28 protein-coding genes are annotated in these 24378 nt (G+C 74.4%); 19 read left to right on the plus strand and 9 right to left on the minus strand.

What is annotated here, in order from left to right:
• Positions 1-21 precede the first annotated feature (21 nt).
• The 3 genes from zwf to pgl are packed head-to-tail and all read left to right on the plus strand — an operon-like array spanning position 22 to position 3267.
• Entirely contained in the window at positions 22-1542 is a 1521-nt protein-coding gene (gene zwf, locus ABD401_RS14880; protein ID WP_344606054.1) for a glucose-6-phosphate dehydrogenase, read from the plus strand.
• Positions 1539-2450: a glucose-6-phosphate dehydrogenase assembly protein OpcA gene (locus ABD401_RS14885; RefSeq protein ID WP_344606055.1), complete on the plus strand. Its 912-nt coding sequence runs from the start codon at positions 1539-1541 to the stop codon at positions 2448-2450. Before zwf ends, ABD401_RS14885 begins: the two co-directional genes overlap by 4 nt.
• Positions 2451-2487: 37 nt before the next feature.
• Positions 2488-3267: a 6-phosphogluconolactonase gene (gene pgl, locus ABD401_RS14890; protein WP_344606057.1), complete on the plus strand. Its 780-nt coding sequence runs from the start codon at positions 2488-2490 to the stop codon at positions 3265-3267.
• Positions 3268-3303: 36 nt separating this feature from the next.
• On the opposite strand, the gene ABD401_RS14895 is transcribed toward pgl, so the two are convergent.
• Positions 3304-3726 carry an SAV_6107 family HEPN domain-containing protein gene (locus ABD401_RS14895; protein WP_344606059.1) on the minus strand — a complete coding sequence of 141 codons (423 nt, stop codon included), beginning with the start codon at positions 3724-3726 and terminating at the stop codon, positions 3304-3306.
• Between the two features lie 377 nt (positions 3727-4103).
• On the opposite strand from ABD401_RS14895, the gene ABD401_RS14900 reads away from it, so the two are divergent.
• Complete coding sequence (locus ABD401_RS14900) at positions 4104-4604, plus strand: AMIN-like domain-containing (lipo)protein (RefSeq protein WP_344606061.1); 501 nt, start codon at positions 4104-4106, stop codon at positions 4602-4604.
• A gap of 30 nt (positions 4605-4634) precedes the next feature.
• Here the strand turns inward: ABD401_RS14900 and ABD401_RS14905 are convergent, their stop codons facing one another.
• On the minus strand, positions 4635-5519 hold the full coding sequence (locus ABD401_RS14905) for an SDR family NAD(P)-dependent oxidoreductase (protein WP_344606063.1): 885 nt from the start codon (positions 5517-5519) through the stop codon (positions 4635-4637).
• 112 nt (positions 5520-5631) lie between these two features.
• On the opposite strand from ABD401_RS14905, the gene ABD401_RS14910 reads away from it, so the two are divergent.
• From ABD401_RS14910 to ABD401_RS14940, 7 genes are all read left to right on the plus strand, one after another.
• Positions 5632-6003 carry an arsenate reductase family protein gene (locus ABD401_RS14910; protein WP_344606065.1) on the plus strand — a complete coding sequence of 124 codons (372 nt, stop codon included), beginning with the start codon at positions 5632-5634 and terminating at the stop codon, positions 6001-6003.
• Between the two features lie 3 nt (positions 6004-6006).
• Positions 6007-6612, plus strand: a complete 606-nt coding sequence (locus ABD401_RS14915; RefSeq protein WP_344606067.1) for an ASCH domain-containing protein — start codon at positions 6007-6009, stop codon at positions 6610-6612.
• A complete protein-coding gene (locus ABD401_RS14920) occupies positions 6609-8165 on the plus strand; it encodes a phytoene desaturase family protein (protein WP_344606068.1) in 1557 nt (518 codons plus the stop codon). The genes ABD401_RS14915 and ABD401_RS14920 overlap by 4 nt, the downstream gene beginning before the upstream one ends.
• A gap of 40 nt (positions 8166-8205) precedes the next feature.
• Complete coding sequence (locus ABD401_RS14925; RefSeq protein ID WP_344606070.1) at positions 8206-8958, plus strand: VOC family protein; 753 nt, start codon at positions 8206-8208, stop codon at positions 8956-8958.
• A 9-nt stretch (positions 8959-8967) separates the two neighbouring features.
• The gene (locus ABD401_RS14930) at positions 8968-9798 is read left to right on the plus strand and encodes a carotenoid biosynthesis protein (protein ID WP_344606072.1); all 831 of its coding nucleotides are present in this window, start codon (positions 8968-8970) and stop codon (positions 9796-9798) included.
• Positions 9795-10919, plus strand: coding sequence for a glycosyltransferase family 2 protein (locus ABD401_RS14935; protein ID WP_344606074.1), 1125 nt, complete (start codon positions 9795-9797; stop codon positions 10917-10919). Before ABD401_RS14930 ends, ABD401_RS14935 begins: the two co-directional genes overlap by 4 nt.
• Before the next feature lie 209 nt (positions 10920-11128).
• The gene (locus ABD401_RS14940; protein ID WP_344606076.1) at positions 11129-12571 is read left to right on the plus strand and encodes a phytoene desaturase family protein; all 1443 of its coding nucleotides are present in this window, start codon (positions 11129-11131) and stop codon (positions 12569-12571) included.
• Between the two features lie 308 nt (positions 12572-12879).
• Here ABD401_RS14940 and ABD401_RS14945 read toward each other — a convergent pair whose 3' ends face one another.
• The gene (locus ABD401_RS14945) at positions 12880-13572 is read right to left on the minus strand and encodes a CDP-alcohol phosphatidyltransferase family protein (protein WP_344606078.1); all 693 of its coding nucleotides are present in this window, start codon (positions 13570-13572) and stop codon (positions 12880-12882) included.
• 13 nt (positions 13573-13585) lie between these two features.
• Complete coding sequence (gene metF / locus ABD401_RS14950) at positions 13586-14524, minus strand: methylenetetrahydrofolate reductase [NAD(P)H] (RefSeq protein ID WP_344606080.1); 939 nt, start codon at positions 14522-14524, stop codon at positions 13586-13588.
• A 135-nt stretch (positions 14525-14659) separates the two neighbouring features.
• Here metF and ABD401_RS14955 point away from each other — a divergent pair, with 135 nt between their 5' ends.
• Genes ABD401_RS14955 through ABD401_RS14965 form a run of 3 tightly spaced genes read left to right on the plus strand, consistent with a single transcriptional unit; the run spans position 14660 to position 17500 of the window.
• Positions 14660-15748: a polyprenyl synthetase family protein gene (locus ABD401_RS14955; protein ID WP_344606082.1), complete on the plus strand. Its 1089-nt coding sequence runs from the start codon at positions 14660-14662 to the stop codon at positions 15746-15748.
• On the plus strand, positions 15745-17250 hold the full coding sequence (gene crtI, locus ABD401_RS14960; protein ID WP_344606084.1) for a phytoene desaturase family protein: 1506 nt from the start codon (positions 15745-15747) through the stop codon (positions 17248-17250). The genes ABD401_RS14955 and crtI overlap by 4 nt, the downstream gene beginning before the upstream one ends.
• Before the next feature lie 19 nt (positions 17251-17269).
• Complete coding sequence (locus tag ABD401_RS14965; RefSeq protein ID WP_344606086.1) at positions 17270-17500, plus strand: DUF5302 domain-containing protein; 231 nt, start codon at positions 17270-17272, stop codon at positions 17498-17500.
• Between the two features lie 31 nt (positions 17501-17531).
• Here ABD401_RS14965 and ABD401_RS14970 read toward each other — a convergent pair whose 3' ends face one another.
• Positions 17532-18512: an SGNH/GDSL hydrolase family protein gene (locus ABD401_RS14970; protein WP_344606088.1), complete on the minus strand. Its 981-nt coding sequence runs from the start codon at positions 18510-18512 to the stop codon at positions 17532-17534.
• A gap of 98 nt (positions 18513-18610) precedes the next feature.
• Here ABD401_RS14970 and ABD401_RS14975 point away from each other — a divergent pair, with 98 nt between their 5' ends.
• Positions 18611-18934 carry a TFIIB-type zinc ribbon-containing protein gene (locus ABD401_RS14975; protein ID WP_344606090.1) on the plus strand — a complete coding sequence of 108 codons (324 nt, stop codon included), beginning with the start codon at positions 18611-18613 and terminating at the stop codon, positions 18932-18934.
• Positions 18935-19031: 97 nt separating this feature from the next.
• Positions 19032-20036 (plus strand): phytoene/squalene synthase family protein, encoded by a 1005-nt coding sequence (locus tag ABD401_RS14980; protein WP_344606092.1) that lies wholly within the window; start codon positions 19032-19034, stop codon positions 20034-20036.
• Here the strand turns inward: ABD401_RS14980 and ABD401_RS14985 are convergent.
• The 4 genes from ABD401_RS14985 to ABD401_RS15000 form a co-directional block, all read right to left on the minus strand.
• Positions 19919-20269, minus strand: a complete 351-nt coding sequence (locus ABD401_RS14985) for a lycopene cyclase domain-containing protein (RefSeq protein WP_344606094.1) — start codon at positions 20267-20269, stop codon at positions 19919-19921. The genes ABD401_RS14980 and ABD401_RS14985 overlap by 118 nt on opposite strands.
• Positions 20266-20622, minus strand: a complete 357-nt coding sequence (locus tag ABD401_RS14990; protein WP_344606096.1) for a lycopene cyclase domain-containing protein — start codon at positions 20620-20622, stop codon at positions 20266-20268. Before ABD401_RS14990 ends, ABD401_RS14985 begins: the two co-directional genes overlap by 4 nt.
• Positions 20623-20921: 299 nt before the next feature.
• Complete coding sequence (gene thiE, locus ABD401_RS14995; protein WP_344606098.1) at positions 20922-21572, minus strand: thiamine phosphate synthase; 651 nt, start codon at positions 21570-21572, stop codon at positions 20922-20924.
• A gap of 12 nt (positions 21573-21584) precedes the next feature.
• Positions 21585-21971, minus strand: a complete 387-nt coding sequence (locus tag ABD401_RS15000) for an Rv2175c family DNA-binding protein (protein WP_344606100.1) — start codon at positions 21969-21971, stop codon at positions 21585-21587.
• Positions 21972-22150: 179 nt separating this feature from the next.
• On the opposite strand from ABD401_RS15000, the gene thiO reads away from it, so the two are divergent.
• From thiO to ABD401_RS15015, 3 genes are read left to right on the plus strand one after another with little or no spacing between them, the layout of a single operon-like run.
• Positions 22151-23332, plus strand: coding sequence for a glycine oxidase ThiO (gene thiO, locus ABD401_RS15005; RefSeq protein WP_344606102.1), 1182 nt, complete (start codon positions 22151-22153; stop codon positions 23330-23332).
• A complete protein-coding gene (thiS, locus tag ABD401_RS15010; RefSeq protein ID WP_425566161.1) occupies positions 23332-23556 on the plus strand; it encodes a sulfur carrier protein ThiS in 225 nt (74 codons plus the stop codon). Before thiO ends, thiS begins: the two co-directional genes overlap by 1 nt.
• Before the next feature lie 3 nt (positions 23557-23559).
• Positions 23560-24378: a thiazole synthase gene (locus ABD401_RS15015; protein WP_344606106.1), complete on the plus strand. Its 819-nt coding sequence runs from the start codon at positions 23560-23562 to the stop codon at positions 24376-24378.

Here is a 24378-nt window from a genome sequence, read left to right on the forward strand (position 1 = left end):
TCGGTGCGTGACGGTCGGGGCATGACTGCGAACCCGCTCCGCGACCCGCGCGACAAGCGCCTGCCGCGGATCGCGGGGCCGTGCAGCCTCGTCGTCTTCGGCGTCACCGGCGACCTCGCGCGTCGCAAGGTGATGCCGGCGATCTACGACCTGGCCAACCGCGGGTTGCTGCCCCCGGGCTTCTCCCTCGTCGGGTACGCCCGCCGGGACTGGGAGGACCAGGACTTCTCGCAGGTCGTCCACGACGCGGTGAGGGAGAACGCGCGGACGCCGTTCCGCGAGGAGACCTGGGCGTCGCTGTCCGAGGGCATGCGCTTCGTCCCGGGCGACTTCGGTGACGACGCCGCGTTCGGGACGCTCGCCAAGACCCTCGCCGAGCTCGACGAGAGCCGAGGCACCGGGGGCAACCACGCCTTCTACCTCTCGATCCCGCCGAAGTTCTTCGCCGAGGTGGTCGGCCAGCTCAAGGAGCACGGCCTGACCGACTCGCACGGGGACTCGTGGCGGCGGGTCGTCATCGAGAAGCCGTTCGGCCACGACCTCGCGAGCGCCCAGGAGCTGAACCGGATCGTCGAGGAGGTCTTCCCGCCCTCGTCGGTGTTCCGGATCGACCACTACCTCGGCAAGGAGACGGTCCAGAACATCCTGGCGCTGCGTTTCGCGAACCAACTCTTCGAGCCGATCTGGAACCGCAACTTCGTCGACCACGTGCAGATCACGATGGCCGAGGACATCGGCATCGGCGGCCGCGCCGGCTACTACGACGGGATCGGCGCCGCCCGCGACGTCCTGCAGAACCATCTGCTCCAGCTGCTCGCGCTCACGGCGATGGAGGAGCCGGTCTCGTTCTCCCCCGACGACCTGCGCGCGGAGAAGGAGAAGGTGCTCTCCGCGATCCGGCTGCCGGCCGACCTCGCCGGCTCGACCGCCCGCGGGCGCTACACCGCCGGCTGGCAGGGCGGCGAGAAGGTCGTCGGCTACTGCGAGGAGGAGGGCATCCCCGCCGACTCGACCACCGAGACCTACGCCGCCGTGAAGCTCGAACTCGACACTCGCCGCTGGGCCGGGGTGCCGTTCTACCTGCGCACCGGCAAACGCCTCGGCCGGCGGGTCACGGAGGTCGCGCTCGTGTTCCAGCGGGTGCCGCACCTGCCGTTCGAGACCACGGCCACCGAGGAGCTCGGCCAGAACGCCCTGGTGTGCCGGATCCAGCCGGACGAGGGCACGACGGTGCGCTTCGGCTCGAAGGTGCCCGGCTCGGCCATGGAGGTCCGGGACGTGACGATGGACTTCGCCTACGGCGGCGCCTTCACCGAGAGCTCACCCGAGGCCTACGAACGGCTCATCCTCGACGTCCTGCTCGGCGACCCGCCGTTGTTCCCCCGCGCCCGTGAGGTCGAGCTGTCCTGGCAGGTCCTCGACCCGATCGAGGAGTTCTGGGCGACCCAGGGTTCGCCCGAGGGCTACGCCGCCGGCACCTGGGGGCCACCGAGTGCGGACGAGTTGCTGGCGCGCGACGGTCGGGTCTGGCGGCGCCCGTGAGTGAGGTTCTGACCAACACCACCGCGTCGGCGATCGGGCGTGCGCTGATCGCGGCCCGGCGGGCCGGCGGCAGCCAGGCGACCGGGCAGGTCCTGACGCTGGTGGTCGTGACCGACGGCGAGGAGCACACCGAGGCGGTCGAGGCGGCGGTGCGGAGCGCGGCCGAGCACCCGGCGCGGATCCTCGTCGCCCGGCGGCGGCCCGACTCCGGCGTCGCGCGACTGGACGCCGAGGTGTGCGGCAGCGGCGAGCGCGGTCCCGGTGAACTCGTGGTGCTCGATCTGCACGGCGAGCTGGCCGCGCACGGCGGCTCCGTCGTGCTGCCACTGCTCGGCCCCGACGCGCCCGTCGTCACCTTCTGGCCCGGCGAGCCGCCGGACGACCCGGCCGCGGACCCGATCGGCGCGCTGAGCCAGCGGCGGATCACCGACCTCGCGTCGGCCGCGGATCCCCGCGCCGCGCTCGCCCGGCGGGCCGCGACGTACGCCGAGGGCGACACCGACCTGTCCTGGACGAGGCTGACCCGCTGGCGCAGCGTCCTCGCCGCCGCGTTCGACCAGCCGCATGCCGCCGTCGAGAGCGGCGTCCTGGCCGGGGAACCCGACAGCCCGAGCACCGAACTCCTCGCGCGCTGGCTGGAGCTTCGCCTCGGTGTCCCGATCGAGCGCCGGACCTCCGACGGCCCCGGCCTGACCGAGGTCCGCCTGCGCACCCCGGACGGCGAGATCGCGGTCGTGCGCACCGACGGCGCTCTTGCCACCCTGTGCGCCCCCGGCTGGCCGGAGCGCCCGATCGCGCTCCCCCGCCGGTCCCTCTCCGAGCTGATGGCGGAGGAACTGCGCCGCCTCGACCCGGACGAGATCTTCGCCGAGTGCCTCGCCGCCGTTCCCGCCCGCCAGCCCGTCTGACTGATCCGCCGCACCCGTCACGCACAGGAGCACCTGCATGGCCACCACCGTCCTGGTCCACCGCGACCCGCCGACCCTCGCCGCCGCCGTCGCGGCGCGCCTCGTGACCCGTCTCGTCGACGTGCAGGCGGCGACCGGACGGGCGTCGGTGGTCCTCACCGGGGGCAGCGTCGGCATCGCCACCCTCGGGGCGCTCGCGGACATGCCGGCCCGCGACGCGATCGACTGGCGCAACCTCGACATCTGGTGGGGCGACGAGCGCTTCCTGCCGCTCGGGCACGCCGACCGCAACGAGACCCAGGCCCGTGCGGCCCTGCTCGACAAGGTCGGCGTCGACCCGGCGCGGGTGCACCCGATGCCCGCGAGCGACGGACCCGACGGCGACGACCCGGAGGCTGCCGCCGAGCGCTACGCCGCGGAACTCAAGGCCGCGGCGCGGCCGGAGGACCACGGCATCGCGCCCAGCTTCGACGTGTGCCTGCTCGGCGTCGGCCCGGACGGGCACGTCGCCTCCCTGTTCCCGGAGAAGCCGGCGCTGTACGAGGAGGTCCGCTCCGTCGTCGGGGTCCGGGGATCCCCCAAGCCGCCGCCCACGCGCATCAGCCTGACGATGCCGACGATCCGCGGCGCCAAGGAGGTCTGGTTCGTCGTCGCCGGCGAGGACAAGGCGTCGGCGGTCCACCTCGCGCTCTCCGGCGCGGGGCCGATGCAGATCCCGGCAGCGGGCGCCTCCGGCCGGACGCGGACCCTCTGGCTGCTCGACCGGGCCGCGGCGTCCAAGCTCCCGCCGTCGCTCGCGCGGCTGGCCTCTCCCTGACGCCGGCTCTGACGCGACTCTGACGCTGTCTCAGCTCTAGAGGCAGGCCGCCTGCGGGCAGGGCACATCGAGCATGGCAGCGACGAGGGCGACGAACGTCGCCGCGTCCCGCATCAGGTCGTCGGCCTCGCGGGCCGTGACGGAGCGGGTGAGGCCCGCCTCCGCCGCGGCGCGCTTGCCGGCGTTGGCGGCGAAGAACGCGGCCCACTCCGAGAGCTCGGGCGCGACCACGACGAGCAGTTCCCACGCGGAGCGCGGGCGGCGCCGCTTGCCCGTCACGGGCTGCGCGCGGACCGCAAGGACGGCAGCCGCGCCGCGGAGCGCGGCGAGGTGGGCGGCGGCGTACCGGTCGACGGGACGCGTCGCTGCGTTCGCGGCGGCCAGGCAGTGGCCGGCGGCGTTCAGCAGCTCCGGCGCCCCGGAACGCGGCGCGGCCGGGTGCTCGATGACCAGGCTCATGTCGACTCCTCGCTCTCCCGTGCGGCCCCGGGCGGACCGGGACCGAGCTCTCCCACCGGGCCGGGCGGGCGGGGGTCGAGGCCGGCCGCCCGGCCGGTGAGTGGTGTCGAACCGGTCCGAGCGACCGCGGGGGGTCAGTCGCTCGAACATCTGTTCGACACGGAGAACAGTGCCCCCCACCCCCGACAATCTGGCAAGCACCGATGTCTCCGGCGCGCCGCCGCCCGAAAAATTTGTCCGGTAAGTCCGGTAAACCGATTCGCACCCCTCGGCGTCTCCTGTGCAGTCACCACCGAGTTGCCCGACCGAGTTGCCCAACCGAGTTGCCCAACCGAGTTGCCCACCCGATGCACTGCCCGACACCCCAGGGGGAAGAGATGTTCCAGCTCCGCAACCGCAAGACCGCCGTCGCCGCCCTCGCCGCGACCGCACTCGCCGGGACCGGCCTGGTCGGCGTCGTCGCGTCCGCCGACGCGGCCGCGAAGACCGCTACGGTCAAGAACCTGCGCACCGGCGCGCACAGCAACTTCGACCGCGTGGTCATCGACTACACGGGCAAGAAGCCGACCGTGAAGCTCTCCCTCGTCAACAGCCTCTACAGCTGCGGCAAGGGCGACAAGCTGACGATCCCCGGTGACAAGATCCTCAAGATCGACCTGACGCCGGCTCAGGCGCACAACGACAAGGGCAAGAGCACGTACTCGGGCCCGGGTCGACTGTCGACCGCGAACTACAGCCTGAAGACGCTCAAGGGCGTCCGGATGGCGTGCGACTTCGAGGGCCACGTGACGTTCGGCGTCGGCGTCAAGAGCCTCAAGAGCTACAGCGTGAGCCACCTGACGAACCCGAAGCGGGTCGTCATCGACCTGAAGCGATGACGCTCAGTCAGGTATCAAGCTGATCAGGGGTCAGCGCATTCGGCCGGTCGCCCGCAGGCGGCCGGCCGAATTCGTTCCGAACCGCTTCTGCACGAGCTGGTTGGCCGCGGCCAGACCCTTCGCGAACGGGGTCGGCGCGAGCCGCTTCATCGCGTACAGCAGCCGCGTCTCGATGTGCGGCAGCAGCAGGAACTTCCGCCGGTCGACGGCCCGCAGGACCTTGCGCGCCACGTCGTCGGCGGTCAGCTTCGGACCGGGGAACAGGTCCCCCGCGATGGCCTGACGTGCCATCACCTCGAAGGCCGGGTCGGTCGTCCGCATCGTGTCGGCGAGGTTCGTCGCGAAGAAGCTCGGGCAGACCACGGTGGTCCGGATCCCCAGCGGCTCCAGCTCGCAGCGCATCGTCTCCGACAGCGAGATCACGCCGGCCTTGGTGACGTTGTACGACGCCATGTTCCCGAGGTTCATCAGCCCGGCGAGCGAGGCGATGTTGACGACGTGCCCGGCGCCCTGCGCCTCGAACATCGGCACGAACGTCCGCACGCCGCGGATGGCGCCCTTGAGGTTGATGTCGAGGATCCAGTCCCAGTCGGCCATGGGGATGTCGGCAATCGGGCCGGCCGCCGCCACCCCGGCGTTGTTCACGAGGACGTCGAGTCCTCCCCAGTGCTCCGCGCACCACTCGCGCGCACCGTCCCAGGCGGCGTCGTCGCGGACGTCGAGGGCGAGAAAGGCGACCCGGTCCGGGTTCCCGCCGCGTTCGCGCAGGCGCTCGGCCAGCTCCAGCCGGGCCAGCTCCCCCGCCGCCGCGTCGCGGTCGGTGAGCAGCACCCGGGCGCCGTCGTCGGCAGCCGCGCGGGCGAGCGCACGACCGAGCCCGGAGGCTGCTCCGGTGATCAGGATCCGCCGGTCCATGCGCTCTTCCTTCCTCCGGGACATCCGTCGACCGTCCACGCTACGGCAGAACTTACTCCGAGTAAATAACGCCGCCGGGGCGGTCCCGCACCGTTGCAATAGGTTCGGCCGCATGGAGATCTGGCTCAACCCCGCGTGCTCGAAGTGCCGCACCGCAGTCGCGGACCTGGACGCCGCCGGCGTTCGCTACACCGTCCGCCGGTACCTGGACGACCCGCCGACCGCCGCCGAGATCCGCGACGTCCTGGACCGGCTCGGGCTCGAACCGTGGGACATCGCGCGGACCGGCGAGGCCGTGGCCGGTGAGATCGGCCTGAAGTCCTGGCCGAAGGACGCCGACAACCGCGAGCGGTGGATCGAGGCCCTGGCCGCCCACCCCAAGCTGATTCAGCGCCCGATCCTCACCGCGGCCGACGGCAGCGCGGTCGTCGGCCGCTCGCCGGAGGCGGTGCAGGCCGCGATCGAGGCCGAGCGGAAGGGCTGAGCGGTGCGCTTCACCGGGCCCGACGCCCGCGCGGCGGCCGCGGGCGCCGTCACGGTCCAGTTCCGGCGCTGGGCCGCGCCGCGCGTGATCGCCGGCCGGACCTACCGCACCAACGCCGGGCGGATCGACGTGACCTCGGTGCGCGCGGTCGACCCCGCGAAGCTGACGAAGGCCGATGCCCGGCGCGCGGGCCGGCCGAGCCCCGAGCAGCTGCTCTCCGAGCTCCCCGGCGACCCGGCGCACCCGCTGTGGCGGATCGAGTTCACGCTCGCGACCGACCCCGACCCGCGCGCCGCGCTCGCCGCCGACGACGCGCTCGACGACGCCGCCGTCGCCGAGATCACCCGCCGCCTCGACCGCCTCGACGCGGCGAGCTCGCACGGGCCCTGGACCCGGCAGTACCTGCGGACGATCGCGGAGCAGCCCGGCGTGCGCGCTCCCGACCTCGCCGCTGCCTACGGCCGGGAGACCCAGCCGTTCAAGATCGACGTCCGCAAGCTGAAGAACCTGGGCCTCACCCACAGCCTCGCCGTCGGGTACGAACTTTCCCCGCGCGGGCGGGCGTATCTCGAGCGGACCGGCGGCCGGCAGCGCAGCCGGCGGTCGTGAACTCCCGCTGCGACGTCGCGGTCGTCGGCGCCGGCCACAACGCGCTGGTCGCGGCCTGCTATCTCGCGGCCGCCGGCCTCGAGGTCGAGGTTCTCGAGCGCGACACCGTCGTCGGCGGCGCGGTCTCCACCGTCGAACGTTTCCCCGGCCACCGCGTGGATCGCGGCTCCAGCTTGCATGTGATGGTCCGTCATACCGGGATCATCGAGGAACTCGGCCTCGGTGAGTGCGGTCTGCGCTACCTCGACGCCGACCCGTGGGCGTACGCGCCGGGGCCGGACCCGGACTCCCCCGGACTCGTCTTCGCGACCGACCTCGACCGCACGTGCGACTCCATCGCCGCCGCCTGCGGGCCGGCGGACGCCGCGGCGTACCGGGCGCTGATCGCCGAGTTCACCCCCGCCTGCCGGCGGATCCTCGACGTCCTCGCCGGGCCCCCGACCCCCGGTCGGATCGCCCGCAAGGTGGCGACCCTGGGCCGCGCCCGCGGCGGCGGCGAGACCTCACGCTGGTTCCTGCAACCGGCCGACCACCTCCTCGACGCCACGTTCCGCAGCGAGCGCCTCCGCGCGGCGCTGGCGTGGCTCGCGGCGCAGTCGGGCCCACCGCCGCACGAGCCGGGCACGGTCGGGCACCTGTCCTGGATCGGCCTGATGCACCTGCGCGCGCCGGGGCGGCCGGTCGGCGGTTCCGGCGAGCTCTCCCGGGCCCTCGCCGAACGGCTGGCCCGCTCCGGCGGTCGGCTCCACCTCGGCGACGCCGCGACCGCGGTGACGACGTCCGCCGGCCGGGTCACCGGCGTCCGGACCGCGAGCGGACGCACCGTCAGTGCCCGGGCCGTCCTCTCCGGGGCCCACGTCCTGGAGACTCTGGACCTGCTCGCCGCCGCCGGGGTCGAACCGTCCGGCGTGCGGCCACGCATCCGGGTCGGCGACGGCATCGGGGTGGCCGTCCGGCTCGCGACCTCGGCCCTGCCCGCCTACCCCGGCGCCCCTGCCGACGCGGGGCACGGCATGCAACTGCTCGTCACCGACCGGGCCGAGCTGCGCGCGGCCTACGCCGACTACCTCGCTGCCCGACCCCCGGCGCGGCCCGCGGTGCTCGCCCTCACCCCGACCGTGCAGGACCCCAGCCTCGCCCCGCCCGGCCGCCACACCGTGACGCTGTGGGCGCAGTGGCACCGCTACGACCTCGCCGGACCGGGGTGGGACGAGGTGCGCGCGGCCACCGGTGAGGCGGCGGTCGCACGCGTCGAGGCCTTCTCCCCCGGGTTCGCCGCGGGCGTCCTGGACACCCACGTCCAGACTCCGCTCGACCTCGAACGTGAGCTGGGTTTGCGTCGGGGCAATGTCATGCACGTCGAGATGGCGCTCGATGCGATGTTCGCCCTGCGACCGGTCCCCGAGCTCTCGGGTTACCGTGGGCCCCTGCCCGGCCTCTACCTCACCGGCGCCTCGACCCATCCGGGCGGCGGTGTGTTCGGAGCCTCGGGCCGGAGTGCCGCGAAGGTCCTGCTCCGAGACCTGAAGCGCGCACGAAGATTCGCGAAGTAGGCTGCGCACGCGCCGTCCGCGCGGAGAAGGGGAGAACGTCGTGACCTACGTCGACAGCTACGCACCCGGCATCCCGTGCTGGGTGGACGTCGCCTGCCACGACGCCGCCGCCGGCAAGGAGTTCTACTCCGAGCTCTTCGGCTGGAGCTCGGTGGACGACGAGGACGGCTTCGCCACCTTCCTCCTCGACGGCCGCCCCGTGGCGGGCCTCGGTCCGTGCCAGAAGGGCACCCGGCCGAGCTGGAACGTCTACATCGCGGTGCGGGACGTCGACGCGTCCGTCGCGACCGTCAAGGCCAACGGTGGCACGCTCATCGCGGGCCCCGGCGACATCCTCAACCTCGGCCGCGGCGCCGCCTGCGCCGACCCGCAGGGCGGCGTGCTCACCCTGTGGCAGGCCCGTGACCACATCGGCGCGCGCATCACCCGCGTGCCCGGCACCTGGTACTGGTCGGACCTCGTGACGCCGGACATCCCGCGCGCCGCCGCGTTCTACACCGCGGTCTTCGGCTGGTCGGTCCGCGGCGCGGACCCGTCCGGTTCCACCGGTGCGGTCGCGATGCTCGGCCAGCAGGGCGTGGCCGGCTTCTCCCCGCTCCCGCCCGGCTCGGCCCCGGGCCCGTACTGGTCGGTGACGTTCCAGGTCGCGGACGTGGACGCCACCGCCGAGAAGGCCACCAAGCTCGGCGCCTCCGTCGCGGTCGCCCCGATGGACGTCCCCAACGTCGGGCGCTTCGCGGCCATCGCCGCGCCCGGCCGGGAGACGTTCTCGATCCTGCGGCCCCTGGCCTGAGCGTCTGACTTGCCCGCGCTCGAGACCGCGCGGCGCCCGGACCGGAACCTCGCGGGGGTACGGCTCGCCTGGACGCTGCTCGCGGCGGCCGTCGCCTGCCAGATCGCCTACCCGCTCGTGTCGGGCACCGCGCGTGACCGGCTGACGGTCGCGACCGTCACGGTGACCTTCGCCGTCGTCGTGAGCCACCTGGTCGTGCGGTCCGGGGCCGGCGTGGCGCTGCGGACGTTCGGGCTGGTGTGCGTCGCGTCGGCCGCCGTGGAGGCACTCGGCGTGCACACCGGCTTCCCGTTCGGCGAGTACTCCTACGGCGACGGGCTCGGCGCCACGGTGGCCGGCGTCCCGCTCGTCATTCCCCTGGCCTGGTCGATGACGGCGTACCCGGCGCTGCTCGTCGCCCGGCGGCTCACCCGGGACCGGAGGGCGGCGGCGACCGCCCTGGTCGGCGGCTGGGCGCTCGCGAGCTGGGACCTGTTCCTCGACCCGCAGATGGTCGAGGAGGGCTACTGGGCCTGGGCCGACCCGAGCCCCGCCCTGCCCGGCTCCCCCGACGTCCCGCTGACCAACTACGCGGGCTGGATCGTCGTCTCGGTCCTGCTGATGGCCCTGCTCGACCGGACGGTGCCCCGGGCTCCCGGCGCCGCCGACCCGGGCGACCTGCTGCCGGCCGTCCTGTACCTCTGGACGTACGCCGCGCAGGTCCTCGGCAACCTCGCGTTCTTCGACCGCCCCGCGGTCGGACTGATCGGCGGCGCCGCGATGGGGGCCGTCGCCGTGCCCTTCGCCCTCTGCCGGATCGGCGCGGCCCGCCCCGGCTCCGCGCGCGCCGGCCGGGCATGAGCTCGCCGGGACGCGCCGCGGTCGCGGCCGGGGCGCTGCTCTCCCTCGGCGGGGCGGCCTTGGCGGCGGCGAACGTCGTGACGGTGCGGGTGGCGCGGCCCGACGCCCCCGACGTCCCGCCCGGGCGGCGCGTCTCCGTGCTCCTCCCGGTCCGCGACGAGGCCGCGGTGGTGGGCCGGTGCCTGCGCGCGCTGCTCGCTCAGGAGGGCGTGGCGGACCTGGAGATCCTGGTCCTCGACGACGGCTCCACCGACGGCACGGGCGACCTCGCCCGCGCCGTCGCCGTGGACGACCCGCGCGTCCGCGTCCTGACCGGGGAGCCCCCGCCGCCGGGCCGGCTCGGCAAACCGCACGCCTGCGCCCGCCTGGCCGCGGAGGCGACCGGCGACGTGCTGGTCTTCGTCGACGCGGACGTCCTGCTGCACTCGCGGGCGGTGGCGGCCGCACTCGCGGTGATGGCCGAGTCCGGGCTGAAGCTGCTGTCGCTGATGCCACGTCAGGTCACCGACTCACCCGGCGAGCGCCTCGTCCAGCCGCTGCTCGCCTGGAGCTGGCTGTCGACGCTGCCGGTCCGGCCGGCGGAGCACTCGCTCCGACCGTCGACCGCCGCGGCGATCGGCCAGTTCCTCGTCGTCGAACGCGCGACCTACGACGCCTTCGGCGGCCACGACGCCGTCCGCGACCGGGTCGTCGACGACATCGAGCTCGCCCGCGCGGCCAAGCGGGCAGGCCACCGGGCGGGCATGGTGGTCGGCTCCGACGTCGCGTCGTGCCGCATGTACGCGGGCTGGACCGAGCTGCGGGCCGGCCACACCAAGTGGCTGTGGGCCGCGTTCGGCGCCGGCGGCCGCGTCGTCCCCGCCGCCGCGGTGTGCGGGGTGCTCCTGCTCCTCGGGCCGGTGCCGGCCGTGGCCGCCCTGCGCGGCTCCCGGCTCGGGCTGGCCGGGTACGCCGCCGGCGCCGCGGGCCGCGCGCTCGTCGCCCGCCGCGTCGGCTCCCGCGTCTGGCCCGACGTCCTCGCCCACCCCGCCTCGACCGCCGCCGCCGCGTTCCTGCTCGCCGACTCCGTCCGCGCCCGCCGCCGCGGCACCCTGACCTGGAAGGGCCGCCCCCTCCCCTGACCTCGGCCCCTGACCCCCGGCCCCTGACCCCCGGCCCGACCTACCCATCTCTGCGGGATGACGTCCCTGGCGCACCCCTGTCAGCCCTCGTGCGGGCCGACACCCCACCCCTGCGGGACGTCATCCCGCCGGGGGCCCCTGTCAGCCCTCGTGCGGGCCGACACTCGCCCGTGCGGGACGTCATCCCGGGGAAGTTAGGGTGACCGCTCGTGGCACGGGTGGTGGTGATCGGCGCGGGGCTCTCGGGGCTCGCGGCCGCGCTGCGTCTCGCCCGGCTCAAGCACGACGTGGTCGTCTGCGAGCGCGCGGACGGACCCGGCGGGCAGGCCGGCCGGTTCGAGCGGGACGGCTTCGGCTTCGACACCGGCCCGACGCTCGTGCAGCTCCCCGCGGGGTACCGCGACCTGTTCCGCAAGACTGGCAAGACGACGCCGCTGGAGAGCGTGCTCGACCTCGTGCCGGTGGACCCGGCGATGCGCTGGCAGTTCGCGGACGGCACACGCATCGACATCCCGAACGCCACGCGCGCCGGGACGATGGAGGCGATCGCCGCCGGGCTCGGCACGACCGCCGCGGAGGACTGGGACACCTTCCTCGCCACCGGCAGCGACCTGTGGGCGACGTTCCGGCAGGGATTCGTCAACGCCCCGCCGACCTCCCGCCTGCAGGCGCTGCGGACGAGGACCGGTCGGGCGTGGCTCTCCGCACTGACGCCGCAGAAGACCCTCCACGACCTGATGAAGCGTCAGCTCCGCGACCCCCGCCTGCGCGCCGTCGGCGGTTCGTACGCGCTGCGGCTCGGGTCCGACCCTCGCCGAGCGGCCACGGCCGTCGCCGTCTGGCCGGCGATGGAGCACACCTTCGGAACGTGGCGCGTCGTCGGCGGGATCCGGCTGCTCGTCGACGCCACCGCCGAGCGGGCGGAGAAGCGCGGCGCCGAGATCCGCTACGGCACCGCGGTCGCCGGGATCGAGCACGACGGCGGCACCGTCCGGGGCGTTCGCCTGGCCGACGGCAGCACGCTGCCCGCCGACATCGTCGTCTCCGCGGTGGACGCCTCACTCACCGCCGAGTTCCTCGCCCGCCGCCCCCGCACGGCGGAGCGCAGCGCCTCCGCCTTCACCCTGTCCCTCGCGCTCGACGGCACGGCTGACCAACTGCCCACGATGTCGTTCGGCCTGGACCCGGTCGCAGAACTCGTGGAGGTGTTCGACGCCGGTCGCCCGCCCGCCGACCCGACGCTGTTCCTCACCCCGGCCGACGCCCCCGCGGGCGCGAGCGCTCTGACCGTCAGCGTGGTGACGCCCCGTCACGGAACCGCCAAGGGCGAGGTGGACTGGACCGCGGCGCAGACCGAGGCGTACGCGCGGCACCTCCTCGGCGTCCTCGACAACCGGGGCTTCGACGTCTCCGCCCGACTCCACTGGTTCGAGGCCCACACGCCCGCCGACGTCGAACGCCGCTCCGGCTCCCCCGGCGGTGCGCTCGGGGGCGCGGCGCTGCACGGCCTCAAGGGTGCCGTCTTCCGCCCGGCGAACACGACCGACGTCGCCGGCCTCTACCAGGTCGGCGGGTCCGCCCACCCCGGTCCCGGCCTCGCGTTCGCGCCGCTCGGGTCGGCGCTGGTGGCGGAGACGATCGGCAAGGCCTGAGCCGGGGCCACCCAGCCGGCACACCCGGCGTTAAACGCCGAGATCGCCGGTGATCCAGCCCCCTCAGCAGGATCAACAGCGATCTCGGGACGTCTCACGCGTCCCGACCCGGCGGTGCACCCCGACGGGCCGGACGCGCTCGATCTCCGTCAGGAACCCGGACCCGGTCGCGCGAGCGGTAGCGCGCCGTCCCCGAATGTCCTGCCGTGGAAGAAAGAATCCCCTTCCCACCGGCCTGCGACATCATCCGGAGGGGCGGACCCGATTCCGTCGTGCGGACGGACTCCGCTCATCCGTTCGGACGATGGCTAGGAACCCGCCGCCGTCCCGCCCGGCCGTAGCGCGTGGCGCAGCGCGCGACCGAGCTGGGCGAGGCCGACGAGCCCGAGCGCGAGCCAGAGCACCGCGCCGCAGAACGCGGCGATCTCGGCGTCGAACTCCCCGACCGAGTTCTGCCCGAGCAGGCCCACGGTGAGCAGGCCGAGGACGGTCGCGATCACACGGGTCGGCCGCTCGGCCACGGTCACGACGAGGATGTCGGTCAGGCCGCCGGCGCCGGCCCGGGCGCGGGCGTACTCCTGGAGCCAACTGCTCGCCACCGCACCCGCGCACACCGGACCCGGCGCGCCCGCCTCGTACAGGGCGATGCCGAAGAACACCTCCGCCAGCCGGTCCCCGAGCGAGTCGACGAGGTGACCCCACCGGCTCGCACGCCCGGTCATCACCGCGACCGCTCCGTCGACGCCGTCGAGCACGGCCGAGACGAGGACGAGCGCGGCGGCGAGCAGACAGAGCCGGGGGTCGCCGCCGGCCAGGACCGCCGCCACCCCCGCGCACGCGACCGCGACCGCTGTCAACGCGTCGGGGTGCACACCCCGCAGCGGCAGCGCGACGCGGTGGACGAGGGCGAACCAGCCACGCTCAGCGCGACCCCCGCGGCTCGGGTCGTGGCCACCGTGTCCGGCGGCCCACGCGGCGAGGTACTCCTCGCGCGAGGTCATGACGCGGTGTCAGTCATGACGTGGTGTCAGTTCGCGCGGGACCGAGCCCGAGCGCCTGGTAGATCTGCAGGGTCGAGGTCGAACGGTTGAGCGTGTAGAAGTGCAGGCCGGGCGCGCCGCCGTCGAGCAGCTTCGAGCACAGCTCGGTGGCGAACTCGACGCCGATCCGCCGGACCTCGGCCGGGTCGTCCGCGACGGCCTGCAGCCGCTCGGCGAGGGCCGCCGGGAAGGCCGCACCCGACAGCTCTGCGAAGCGCTGGATCTGCGAGAGGTTCGTGACCGGCATGATCCCCGGCAGGATCGGGATGGTGCAGCCGTGAGCGCCCGCGCGGTCGACGAGACGGAAGTAGTCGTCGGCGTCGAAGAAGAACTGCGTGACCGCGAAATCGGCGCCGGCCGCGGCCTTGAGCGCCAGGTACTTGGCGTCCGAGTCCAGGTCGGGCGACTCGGGGTGGCCCTCCGGGAACGCGGCGACGCCGACGCAGAAGTCGCCGAGCTCCCGCAGCAGGCGGACGAGTTCGTCGGCGTGCTCCAGCCCCTCCGGGTGCGACTCCCAGGGCGCGCCCGGCCCACCGGGCGGGTCGCCGCGCAGCGCGAGGACGTTGCGGATGCCCGCGCCGGCGAAGCTGCCGATGACCGACCGCAGGTCGGCCCGCGAGGAGCTCACGCACGTGAGGTGACCGACGGCGGTCAGCGTCGTCTCGGTCGCGATCCGCTCGACGATGCGGACCGTGCGGTCCCGCGTCGACCCGCCGGCCCCGTAGGTGACGGACACGAACGTCGGCGCCAGCGGCTCGAGCTGACGGATCGTCTCGAACAGCGTCCGCTCGCCCTCGTCGGTCTTCGGCGGGAAGAACTCGAACGAGTACGACCGGCCGCCGCTCGCGAGCAGGTCGCGCAGCGTCGCGCCGAGCGTGGACCCCGCGGGTCGCGGGCCGGATCCGGTCGTCATAGTGGACCCAGGCTAGCGATCGGGCTACGCCCGGACCGTGCGGTCCGCGCCCGAGGACCGGCCCGTGACCTGCACCACTTTTTCCTCGACTTCCTCCTCGACCTGAGAACGAGCGACCGGACGGAGTTGCCCGCCATGACCGCCGTGGACCCGGCCGATCTGCGCGAGCGGGTGTCCGCACGACTCTCGGCGCACCTCGAGCAGCGGGCCGGCCTCGTGACCGCCCTCGGGCCCGAGCTCGAGGCACCGGTCGCGGTCCTGCGCGAGCTGACCACCGGCGGCAAGCTGCTGCGCCCCGCGTTCTGCTACTGGGGCCACCGCGCCGCCGGCGCACCGGACGGCGACGGGATCGTCGCCGCGGCGGCCGCGCTCGAGCTGCTCCACGTCAGCGCGCTGGTCCACGACGACGTCATGGACGGCTCCGACCGTCGCCGCGGCCGGCCCTCGGCCCACCGCCAGTTCGAGCAGCTGCACCGCACCGCCGGCTGGGCCGGGGCGCCGGAGGGCTTCGGGTACGGCGCCGCGATCCTGCTGGGCGACCTCGTCCTCGCCTGGTCCGACGAACTGCTGCGCGGTTGCGGTCTGCCCGCCGACCGCGTCGCCGCGGGCATCGCGGTCTTCGAGGCCATGCGCACCGAGGTCATCGCCGGCCAGTACCTCGACCTCGTCGCCCAGTCCGCCGGGGACGACCCGACCGGGTCTGCCGACGGGGCCGCGCTCTCCCGCGCCCTGCGCGTCCTGCGCTACAAGACCGCGAAGTACTCCGTCGAGCGGCCGCTGCAGCTCGGGGCGACCCTGGCCGGGGCGGAACCGGCACTGGTCGAGGCGTTCTCCGCCTTCGGCATCCCGCTCGGGGAGGCGTTCCAGCTCCGCGACGACCTCCTCGGGGTCTTCGGCGACCCGGAGCGCACCGGCAAGCCGGCCGGCGACGACCTGCGCGAGGGCAAGCGCACCGTCCTCGTCGCGACCGCGATGTCCGCTGCCGACGACGCCGACCGCACCACGCTGCGCACCCTGCTCGGCGACCCGGAGCTCGACGCCGCCGGCGTGGAGCAGCTGCGCGGGGTGCTCGTCCGCAGCGGCGCGGTGGACGAGGTCGAGAAGATGATCGAGCGCCTCACCACCCAGGCGGTCGACGCACTGGCCGAGGCGCCCATCGTCGATCCGACGGCGCGTCAGGTTCTCGCCGACCTCGTGGTCGCGGCGACGCAGCGGCACGAATGAGAACCGTCTCCGGACCGACCGACCGCGTCGTCGTGGTCGGCGCCGGTCTCGCGGGTCTGTCCGCCGCGCTCCGTCTCGCGGGCGCCGGGCGCGAGGTCGTCGTCCTCGAACGCGAGGACCTCCCGGGCGGACGGGCGGGGCGGCTCGACCGCGACGGCTACCGGTTCGACACGGGCCCGACGGTCCTGACGATGCCCGGCCTGGTCGCCGACGCGCTCGACTGCGTCGGTGAGGACCTCGACGACTGGCTGGACCTGCTGCCCCTCACCCCCGCGTACCGGGCCCGCTTCGCCGACGGGTCGTCGCTCGACGTCCACACCGACCCGGACGCGATGGCCGGCGCGATCACCGAGCTCTGCGGCCCGGCCGAGTCCGACGGGTACCGCCGCATGGTGCGCTGGCTGCACCGGCTCTACCGCTACGAGATGCGGGACTTCATCGACCGCAACGTCGACTCACCCCTCGGCCTGCTGACCCCCAACCTGGCCCGTCTGGTGGCCGCCGGCGGGTTCGGCCGCCTCGCCCCGCGCGTCGGGCGCTACCTGCGCGACGACCGCACCCGCCGGGTGTTCACCTTCCAGGCGATGTACGCGGGCCGGTCCCCCTACGACGCGCTCGCCCTGTACGCCGTCATCTCCTACATGGACACCGTGGCGGGCGTGTACTTCCCCCGGGGCGGGATGCACGCCCTGCCCGCCGCCCTCGCCGGTGCCGCGACCAAGCACGGCGTCGACATCCGTTACGGCACCGAGGTCGCCCGCGTCGAGCGCGCCGGCGGCCGGGCGGTCGCCGTCCACACCGCCGCCGGCGAGCGCATCGCCTGCGACGCCCTCGTCCTCACCCCGGACCTGCCGACGGCCTGGCACACCCTGCTCGGCGGCGGACCGCGCCGGTTGAGCCGTCTGGGTTACTCGCCCTCGTGCGTGCTCCTGCTGGCGGGCTCCACCGCCACGTACCCGGACCGCGCCCACCACGAGATCACGTTCGGCACCGCGTGGCGCGAGACCTTCCGCGAGGTCATCAGCGACGGCCGGACCATGTCGGACCCCTCGTTCCTCGTGACCACGCCGAGCGCCTCGGACCCGACGCTCGCGCCCCCGGACCGGTCGTCGTACTACGTCCTGTTCCCCAGCCCGAACCTGACGGGCCGTCAGGACTGGTCGGTACGCCGGGACGCCTACGTCGAGCAGATGATCGGGACACTGGAGTCGCGTGGCTATCCCGGGTTCGGTGCCGGCATCGAGGTGCGCGACGTGACCACCCCTGCGGACTGGGCCGCCCGCGGGATGGCCGCCGGGACCCCTTTCGCCGCGGCGCACTCGTTCTCCCAGACCGGGCCGTTCCGTCCCCGCAACCTCGCCCGCGGGTGGGACAACGTCGTGTTCGCGGGCTCGGGGACCGTTCCCGGGGTCGGGGTCCCCTGCGTCCTGATCTCCGGCCGGCTGGCCGCGGAACGCATCACCGGCCCGCAGCGCGAATATCGCTCGCGCGCCTGGCCGTGATCCGTGCGATGGTTGGCCCATGACCGAGAACGAGACCCCCGAGAACGCCACCGCTGCCGACGAGACCGAGGAGCCGGTCGAGGACGTGTTCGCCGGGGACGACCCCAAGGCCAAGTTCCGCGAGGCCCTGGCCCGGAAGCACGGGGGCGGGGGCAAGACCTCCGAGAAGGCCGGCGGTGACTCGAAGGTTCACTCCGCGCACGGGCCCGCCAAGGCCCAGCGCACCTTCCGCCGCAAGTCCGGCGGCTGACCTAGCCGGCAGGGACAACCGGCCCGCCGGGTCAGGACCGCAGCAGCGCGACCAGCGCGTCGGCGACCGCGGCCTGACCGGCGGCGTTGGGGTGGACCGGGGCCGCCGGGGACAGCGGGATCGTCGGCTCGACCCAGCGGACCCCCGGGGCGGCGCACATGTCGTGCCCGAGGCTCGGGGTGTACGTGTCGAGGTAGGTGTTCTTCGTCTTCTCGGCGGCGGTCCTCAGCATCGCGTTGAGCTCGCGCTCGATCTCGTCGAGGAACTCCATGTCCTCGGCCGAGAACGGCACCCCGGCCGCGAGGCAGGCGAGCCGACCGGCCTCGGTGGTCGGCAGCAGGTTCGGGTAGCCGACGACGACGACCTTGGCCAGCGGCGCCTCGGCGCGGATGTTCTCCAGGGCCTGCTCGATCATCACGCCGGAGGCGGCGATGTCGTCGCGGAACTGCTCGCCGTAGCGGTCCCGGCAGGAGCTCCGCTCCTCCAGGGCGCCGGCGACGTCGCCCCCGAGGACGGCGCCCACCTTGCCCGCGCAGCCGGCGATCGCGGTCGCGAACAGGTCGTTGTCGTTACCGCCGATGCCGAGCGTGACCAGCGTGGTGTCCCGCGACAGGGAGTCGAGTTGGGCCCCGACGCCGGGAGCCTGCTCCTCGTAGAGCGCCATCGTGTCGGCCCCGCCGCAGCTGACGTCGGTGAGCTCGGCGCCCAGCGCCTTGGCGACCAGGTGCGGGTAGTTCGCCGCCGAGCGGCCGCAGACCGCCGGCGCGGCCGGGTCCACAGGCGGGACGCCGGGGGCGGAGGTGTAGGAGTCCCCCAGCGCGACGTAGCGCAGCGGGCCCGCCGGCAGGGCGTCGACCGGCGCGGCCGGGGCGGCCGTCGCGTCGGCGGCGACCTGCGTGACGGTGTCCTCGTCGCCCGGGCCGATCTCGTTGGCCACGGCGAACGGGATCGCGACCGCGGCAGCCGCGACCACGGCGACGGCGACCGGCAGGAACCGGCGGGGACTGACCATGGCGGGACGGTAACGCGCCGACCCCACGGGCGGAGGCGGAATGGCCAGGCTTTTCCCAGGTTCGGGAACACCGGGCCGGTGCCCTTCGTTCGCCTGCCGTGACCGCTTTGACCTGCCCCAAGTGCCAGGCCGAGATGCGCAGCTACGAGCGCAACGGCGTGACCATCGACCAGTGCGCCGACTGTCGGGGGATCTTCCTCGACCGCGGCGAGCTGGAGCGCCTGATCGACGCCGAGGCCGGCTACTACGAGAAGCAGGCCCGGGAGCCGGAGCGGCCCCGTCAGCCCGAGCCCCGCTACCAGGGGCCCCGCGACGAGGAGCGCCGGTACGACGAGCGCAAGTACGACACCGACGAGCACAAGTACTACGGCGGCTACCGGAAGAAGAAGCGGCACTCCTTTCTCTCCGAGCTGTTCGACTGACGGCCGACGGCCGCCCTACCGGGGACCGGGCGGCCGTCGGCGTACCCCGCCGGCGCACCCCGTCAGCGGTTCGGCGCGGCCGATTACCCTGCAGGCCATGTCGTCCCGCGCTGCTCTGGACGCGGCCGGGATCACCGACCCCGCGTTGCGGCGGTCCTACCTGCGCTGCCGGGAGCTGCACGCCCGGTACGGCCGGACGTACTACCTCGCGACGCTCCTGCTCCCGCCGGCGCGGCGCCCCTACGTCTGGGCGCTCTACGGCTTCGCCCGCTGCGCGGACGAGCTCGTCGACGACCTCGGCACGCTCGCCGGCCCGGCCGACGCCCGCGCGGAGCGCTTCGAGGCGTGGGCGACCGCGCGCCGGGCGGAGTTCGAGCGCGGCGCCAGCGACGACGAGATCGGCCGCGCCGCGGTGCACACGGCCCGCACCTGGGGCATCCCGATCGAGCACACCGACGCGTTCCTCGACTCGATGCGCGCCGACCTGACGGTGGCGACGTACCCGACCTTCGCCGACCTCGACGCGTACATGCACGGCTCGGCGGCGGTGATCGGCCTGCAGATGCTGCCGCTGCTGCGCCCCGCCGACCCGGCGGCCGCCGCGGAGCCGGCGCGAGCCCTGGGGATCGCCTTCCAGCTCACCAACTTCATCCGCGACGTCGGCGAGGACCTGGAGCGGGGACGCCTGTACCTGCCGCTGGAGGACCTCGCGTCGTTCGGCGTCACGCGGGCGGAGCTGGAACGCGGGGAGCACACCCCGGCCGTCCGCGACCTGATGGCGTTTCAGGTTCAGCGGGCCCGGGACTGGTACGCCGCCGCCGCACCCGGGGTCGCGATGCTGCACCCCGACAGCCGGCCCGCGATCGCCGCCGCCACGCGGCTCTACGCCGGGATCCTCGACGAGGTCGAGGGCAACGACTACCGCGTGCTGGACCGCCGCGCCCGCGTCGGCCTGGGCACCCGGTTGCGCGTGGGCGCCGGGGCCTACGTCCGCGCCCGGCGGGCCTGGCGCTCGTCCAGCCAGGTGCCCAGCCAGGTCCAGACCCCGAGCGTCCAGAGCACGAGCGCGAACCCGAACAGCAGGTCCTCCACCGGCGCGTAGACGATCCGCCCGTCGCCGAGGAACTGCGGGTCGGCGTCGCCGAGGATGGTGTCCGCGTCGTACCGGACGATCTCGCGCCCGGTCAGCCAGCCGTTCGAGAGCAGTTGGAAGAACACGATGATCGCGTAGGCGCTCCAGAACGACGTGCGCGTGAGCAGCCGGGTCCGCAGCACCGCGAGGTCCACGACGACCGCGACGACCACACCGACGAGCGCGAGCGCGGTGTAGTTCATCGCCCGTCCCCCACGCCGACGTCGGAACCGGAGTCCCAGCCCAGCCGGCGCCGGACCGCCCGGACGGCCTCGAAGCTGAACACGACCGCCAGCGGGATCACGACGAAGAACGCGACCTCCTCGACCGGCAACCCGCCGGGCACCTCGAGCCCGAGCGTCTGGTCGGCGTCGAACGACCAGTGGTGCCGCGAGACCGCCCACAGGTCCCAGAGCAGGAACGGCGTCCCGGCGATCAGCAGCGTCAGCGCGAGCCGGCGGCCCTGGGCGAGGACGCGCGCCCCCACGAGCCACTCGAGCGGCACCGTGAACGCCAGGCAGCCGGCCAGCATGGCGAGGTAGGACAGGGCGCGCACCGCGTCAGTCTCCCGGCGGCGCGGGACGGGCCTGACCGGCGGGTCCGAGAACGCGGTGGACGGACGGTGAGGCGCACCGCAGGGGGTCGATGCGCCTCACACGCCGTTCCTGGCCGGGAACTTCTCGGGGTCTCCGGCTCAGCGGCGGAATCAGGGGTTCCGCTTCGAAAACGTTAGGGACTCTCACAGCCCGCCGCCCCGGACTTGACGCAGCTTTGTGACATCGCCGTAACGGAGCTCCTCGGACGGCCCAGCCAGGCAAGGCCTTCGTCAGGATCCGGCCGAACGCCGCCCAGGGGTCAGACCGAGCGCAGGCGCGCGGCGAAGGCGGCCGCCGCGGCCGCGGGGTCGTCGGCCTCGGTGATCGCGCGGACCACCACGACCCGGCGGGCGCCCGCTTCGAGCACCTCGTCCAGGTTCTGCAGGTCGATGCCGCCGATCGCGAACCAGGGCTTGGGGGTCCGTCCCGCCACATACCGGACGAGGTCGATGCCGGCCGCCGGGCGGCCGGGCTTCGTCGGCGTCGCCCACGTCGGTCCCACGCAGAAGTAATCGACCGCCGGGTCGGCGATGGCCTCCTCGGCCTGGTCCTCGTCGTGGGTGGACCGGCCGATCAGGATGCCCCGCCCGAGCAGCCAGCGCGCGTCCGGGACGGGGAGGTCGTCCTGCCCGAGGTGCAGGACGTCGGCGCGGGAGGCGTAGGCGACGTCGGCCCGGTCGTTCACCGCGTAGAGGCGGCCGTGCCGGGCGGCGGCGTCGGCGAAGACCTCGAGGGCGGCGAGCTCGTCCCGCGCCTCCATGCCCTTCTGCCGCAGCTGCACGATGTCGACCCCGGCGCCGAGCACGGCGTCGAGGAACTCCGGCAGGTCACCCTGCTTCTCGCGGGCGTCGGTGCACAGGTACAGCCGGGACGAGGCGAGCTGGTCACGCACGTTGAGGGCGCCGGGCATCCGTCCGTCCGCCTAGAACCCGAGCGCCTGGGCGCGGCGGCGCACCTCGGTGCCGCGGTTCGCCCGGAGGGCATCGACCGGGGTGCCGGGCAGCGTGTCGTCGGCGGTGAACAGCCAGCGCAGCGCCTCCTCGTCCGAGTAGCGCGCGTCGGCGAGCAGCACGAGCGTCCCGGGCAGGCCCTTGAGCACCTGGGGCCCGTCGGGGCCGTCCTGCACGAACTCGGCGGGGATCGAGAGCACGTCCCGCTCCCCGCGCCGCCGGGCCAGCAACTGGCGGTCCTTGAGGAGCGCCCGCACCTTGATCACGTCCGTGCCCAGCCGCTCCGCGACGTCGGGCACCGTCAGCCACTCGGAGACGGCCGCCTCGACGACGTCCGTACCGTCCTGCGTCTCGCTCATGGCCCCCACCCTGTCAAACCGGCTGACCCCGTCGCCCGGGAGCCTCGCGGGCTAGGCTGGCCGGAGCACGCGGGAGCTCGGAGGACCGGGCTGAGAGGGAGGCTGGGCCGTCCGGTGGGACGTCCCGAACCGTCTCCGACCGTTGAACCTGCCGGGTAATGCCGGCGAAGGGAGCACCAGTGGCGGCACCGACGCAGTCGTTCGACGTCGTCGTGGTCGGCGGCGGGGTGATCGGGCTCCTCACCGCCCTGCGGGCCGCGGACCGCGGCCTGTCCGTGGCCGTCTGCGACCCGGACCCGGGCTCCGGCGCCTCCACCGTCGCGGCCGGGATGCTGGCGCCGGTCACCGAGGCGCACTACACCGAGCAGGCCCTGGTCCGCCTGACGCTGGACTCCGCCGCCCGCTGGCCGCACCTGGCCGCCGAGCTCGTCGAGCGCACCGGCCTGGACCCCGCGTACCGGGAGTGCGGCACCGTCCTCGCGGCCGCCGACGGCAGCGACCTCGCGATGGCCGACGACCTGCACGCCTTCCAGCGCTCCCTCGGCCTGACGGTCGAGCGCCTGTCCGCTCGCGAGCTGCGGAAGCGGGAGCCGATGCTCGCACCCGGCGTCCGCGGCGGGCTGTTCGTCGCCGGGGACCACCAGGTCGATCCTCGCCGGCTCGTGCCCGCGCTGCTCGCGGCGGTCCGTGCCGCCGGCGTCGACCTTCTCGCGCAGCGGGTCACCGGCGTCGAGCTGACCGGCGACCGCGCGACCGGGGTCCGGCTGGCCGACGGCACCCGGCGCGCCGCCGGCACCGTCCTGCTCGCGGCCGGCCCCTGGACCGGCGACGTCGACGGCGTCCCGCCCGGCGTCGTCCCCGCGATCCGCCCGGTCAAGGGCCAGCTCCTGCGCCTGCGGGTGCCGAGCACGCTGTACCCGCCGGAGCGCCCCTTCCTGCGCCACAACGTGCGCGGCATCGTCCGCGGCGGCTCGGTGTACCTCGTCCCGCGCGCGGACGGCGAGCTCGTCCTCGGCGCGACGATGGAGGAGCAGGGCTTCGACACCACGGTCACCGCCGGCGCGGTGTACGAGCTCCTGCGCGACGCCCGCGAGATCCTCCCCGGCGTCTCCGAGCTCGCGATCGCCGAGACCCGCGCCGGGCTGCGGCCCGCGACCGCGGACAACATGCCTGCCCTCGGCGCCACCGCGCTGCCCGGGCTCGTGGTCGCGCTCGGCCACTTCCGCAACGGCATCCTGCTCGCGCCGGTCACGGCGGACGCGGTCGCTGCGGTGCTGGCCGGCGAGGCCCTGCCCGAGGTCGCGCGGTTCTTCTCGCCGGAGCGGCTGCTCCGGCCCGCGAGTCCGGTGGCCGTCCGATGATGCGCGAGGCCGAGGGCGGCACGGTGGTCGTCAACGGCACCGCCCGCGACTTCGAACCCGGGACGACCGTGGCCGACCTCGTCTCCGAGATCGTGGGCGACGCGAACGCCAAGGGTGTCGCCGCGGCCCTGAACGGGGCGGTGGTCCCCCGCGGGCGCTGGCGGCTGCTCGAACTGACCGACGGCGACCGGGTCGAGATCCTGACCGCGGTCCAGGGAGGCTGAGAAGTGAACGTCCGCCCCGTGCCGGCCCCCGGCTCCCCCGGTGCCGCCCCGGCCGACCCGCTGGTCATCGCCGGCCGGGAGTTCGGCTCGCGGCTGATCATGGGCACCGGCGGCGCGCCCAGCCTGGAGGTGCTGGAGGCCGCGCTGCTGGAGTCCGGGACCGAGCTGACCACGGTCGCCATGCGCCGGGTCGATCCCGGCACGCGCGGATCGGTCCTCGACCTGCTGACCCGGCACGGCATCGCCGTGCTGCCGAACACGGCCGGCTGTCACACCGCCGCCGAGGCCGTACTCACCGCCCGGCTGGCCCGCGAGGCGCTCGAGACCGACTGGGTCAAGCTCGAGGTGATCGGCGACGAGCGGACGCTGCTGCCCGACCCGGTCGAACTGCTCGACGCCGCCGAGCAGCTCGTCGCCGACGGGTTCGTCGTCCTCCCGTACACGAACGACGACCCGATCCTGGCTCGGCGCCTGGAGCAGGCGGGGTGTGCGGCGGTCATGCCGCTGGGCTCGCCGATCGGCTCCGGCATGGGCATCCGGAACCCGCACAATCTCGGGCTGATCGTCGCCGGGGCGCAGGTGCCGGTGGTCCTCGACGCCGGGATCGGGACCGCCTCCGACGCGGCCCTGGCGATGGAGCTGGGGTGCGACGCGGTCCTGCTCGCCTCCGCGGTGACCCGCGCGCAGGACCCGGTCGCGATGGCCGCGGCGATGCGTTCGGCGGTCACGGCGGGGCGGCTGGCGCGCCGCGCGGGCCGTATACCGATTCGGGATCATGCCGAGGCGTCATCGCCCGTTGAGGGCCGTCTGGCCTGGGGCTGA

The organism is Sporichthya brevicatena, from assembly GCF_039525035.1.
Lineage (GTDB): Bacteria > Actinomycetota > Actinomycetes > Sporichthyales > Sporichthyaceae > Sporichthya > Sporichthya brevicatena.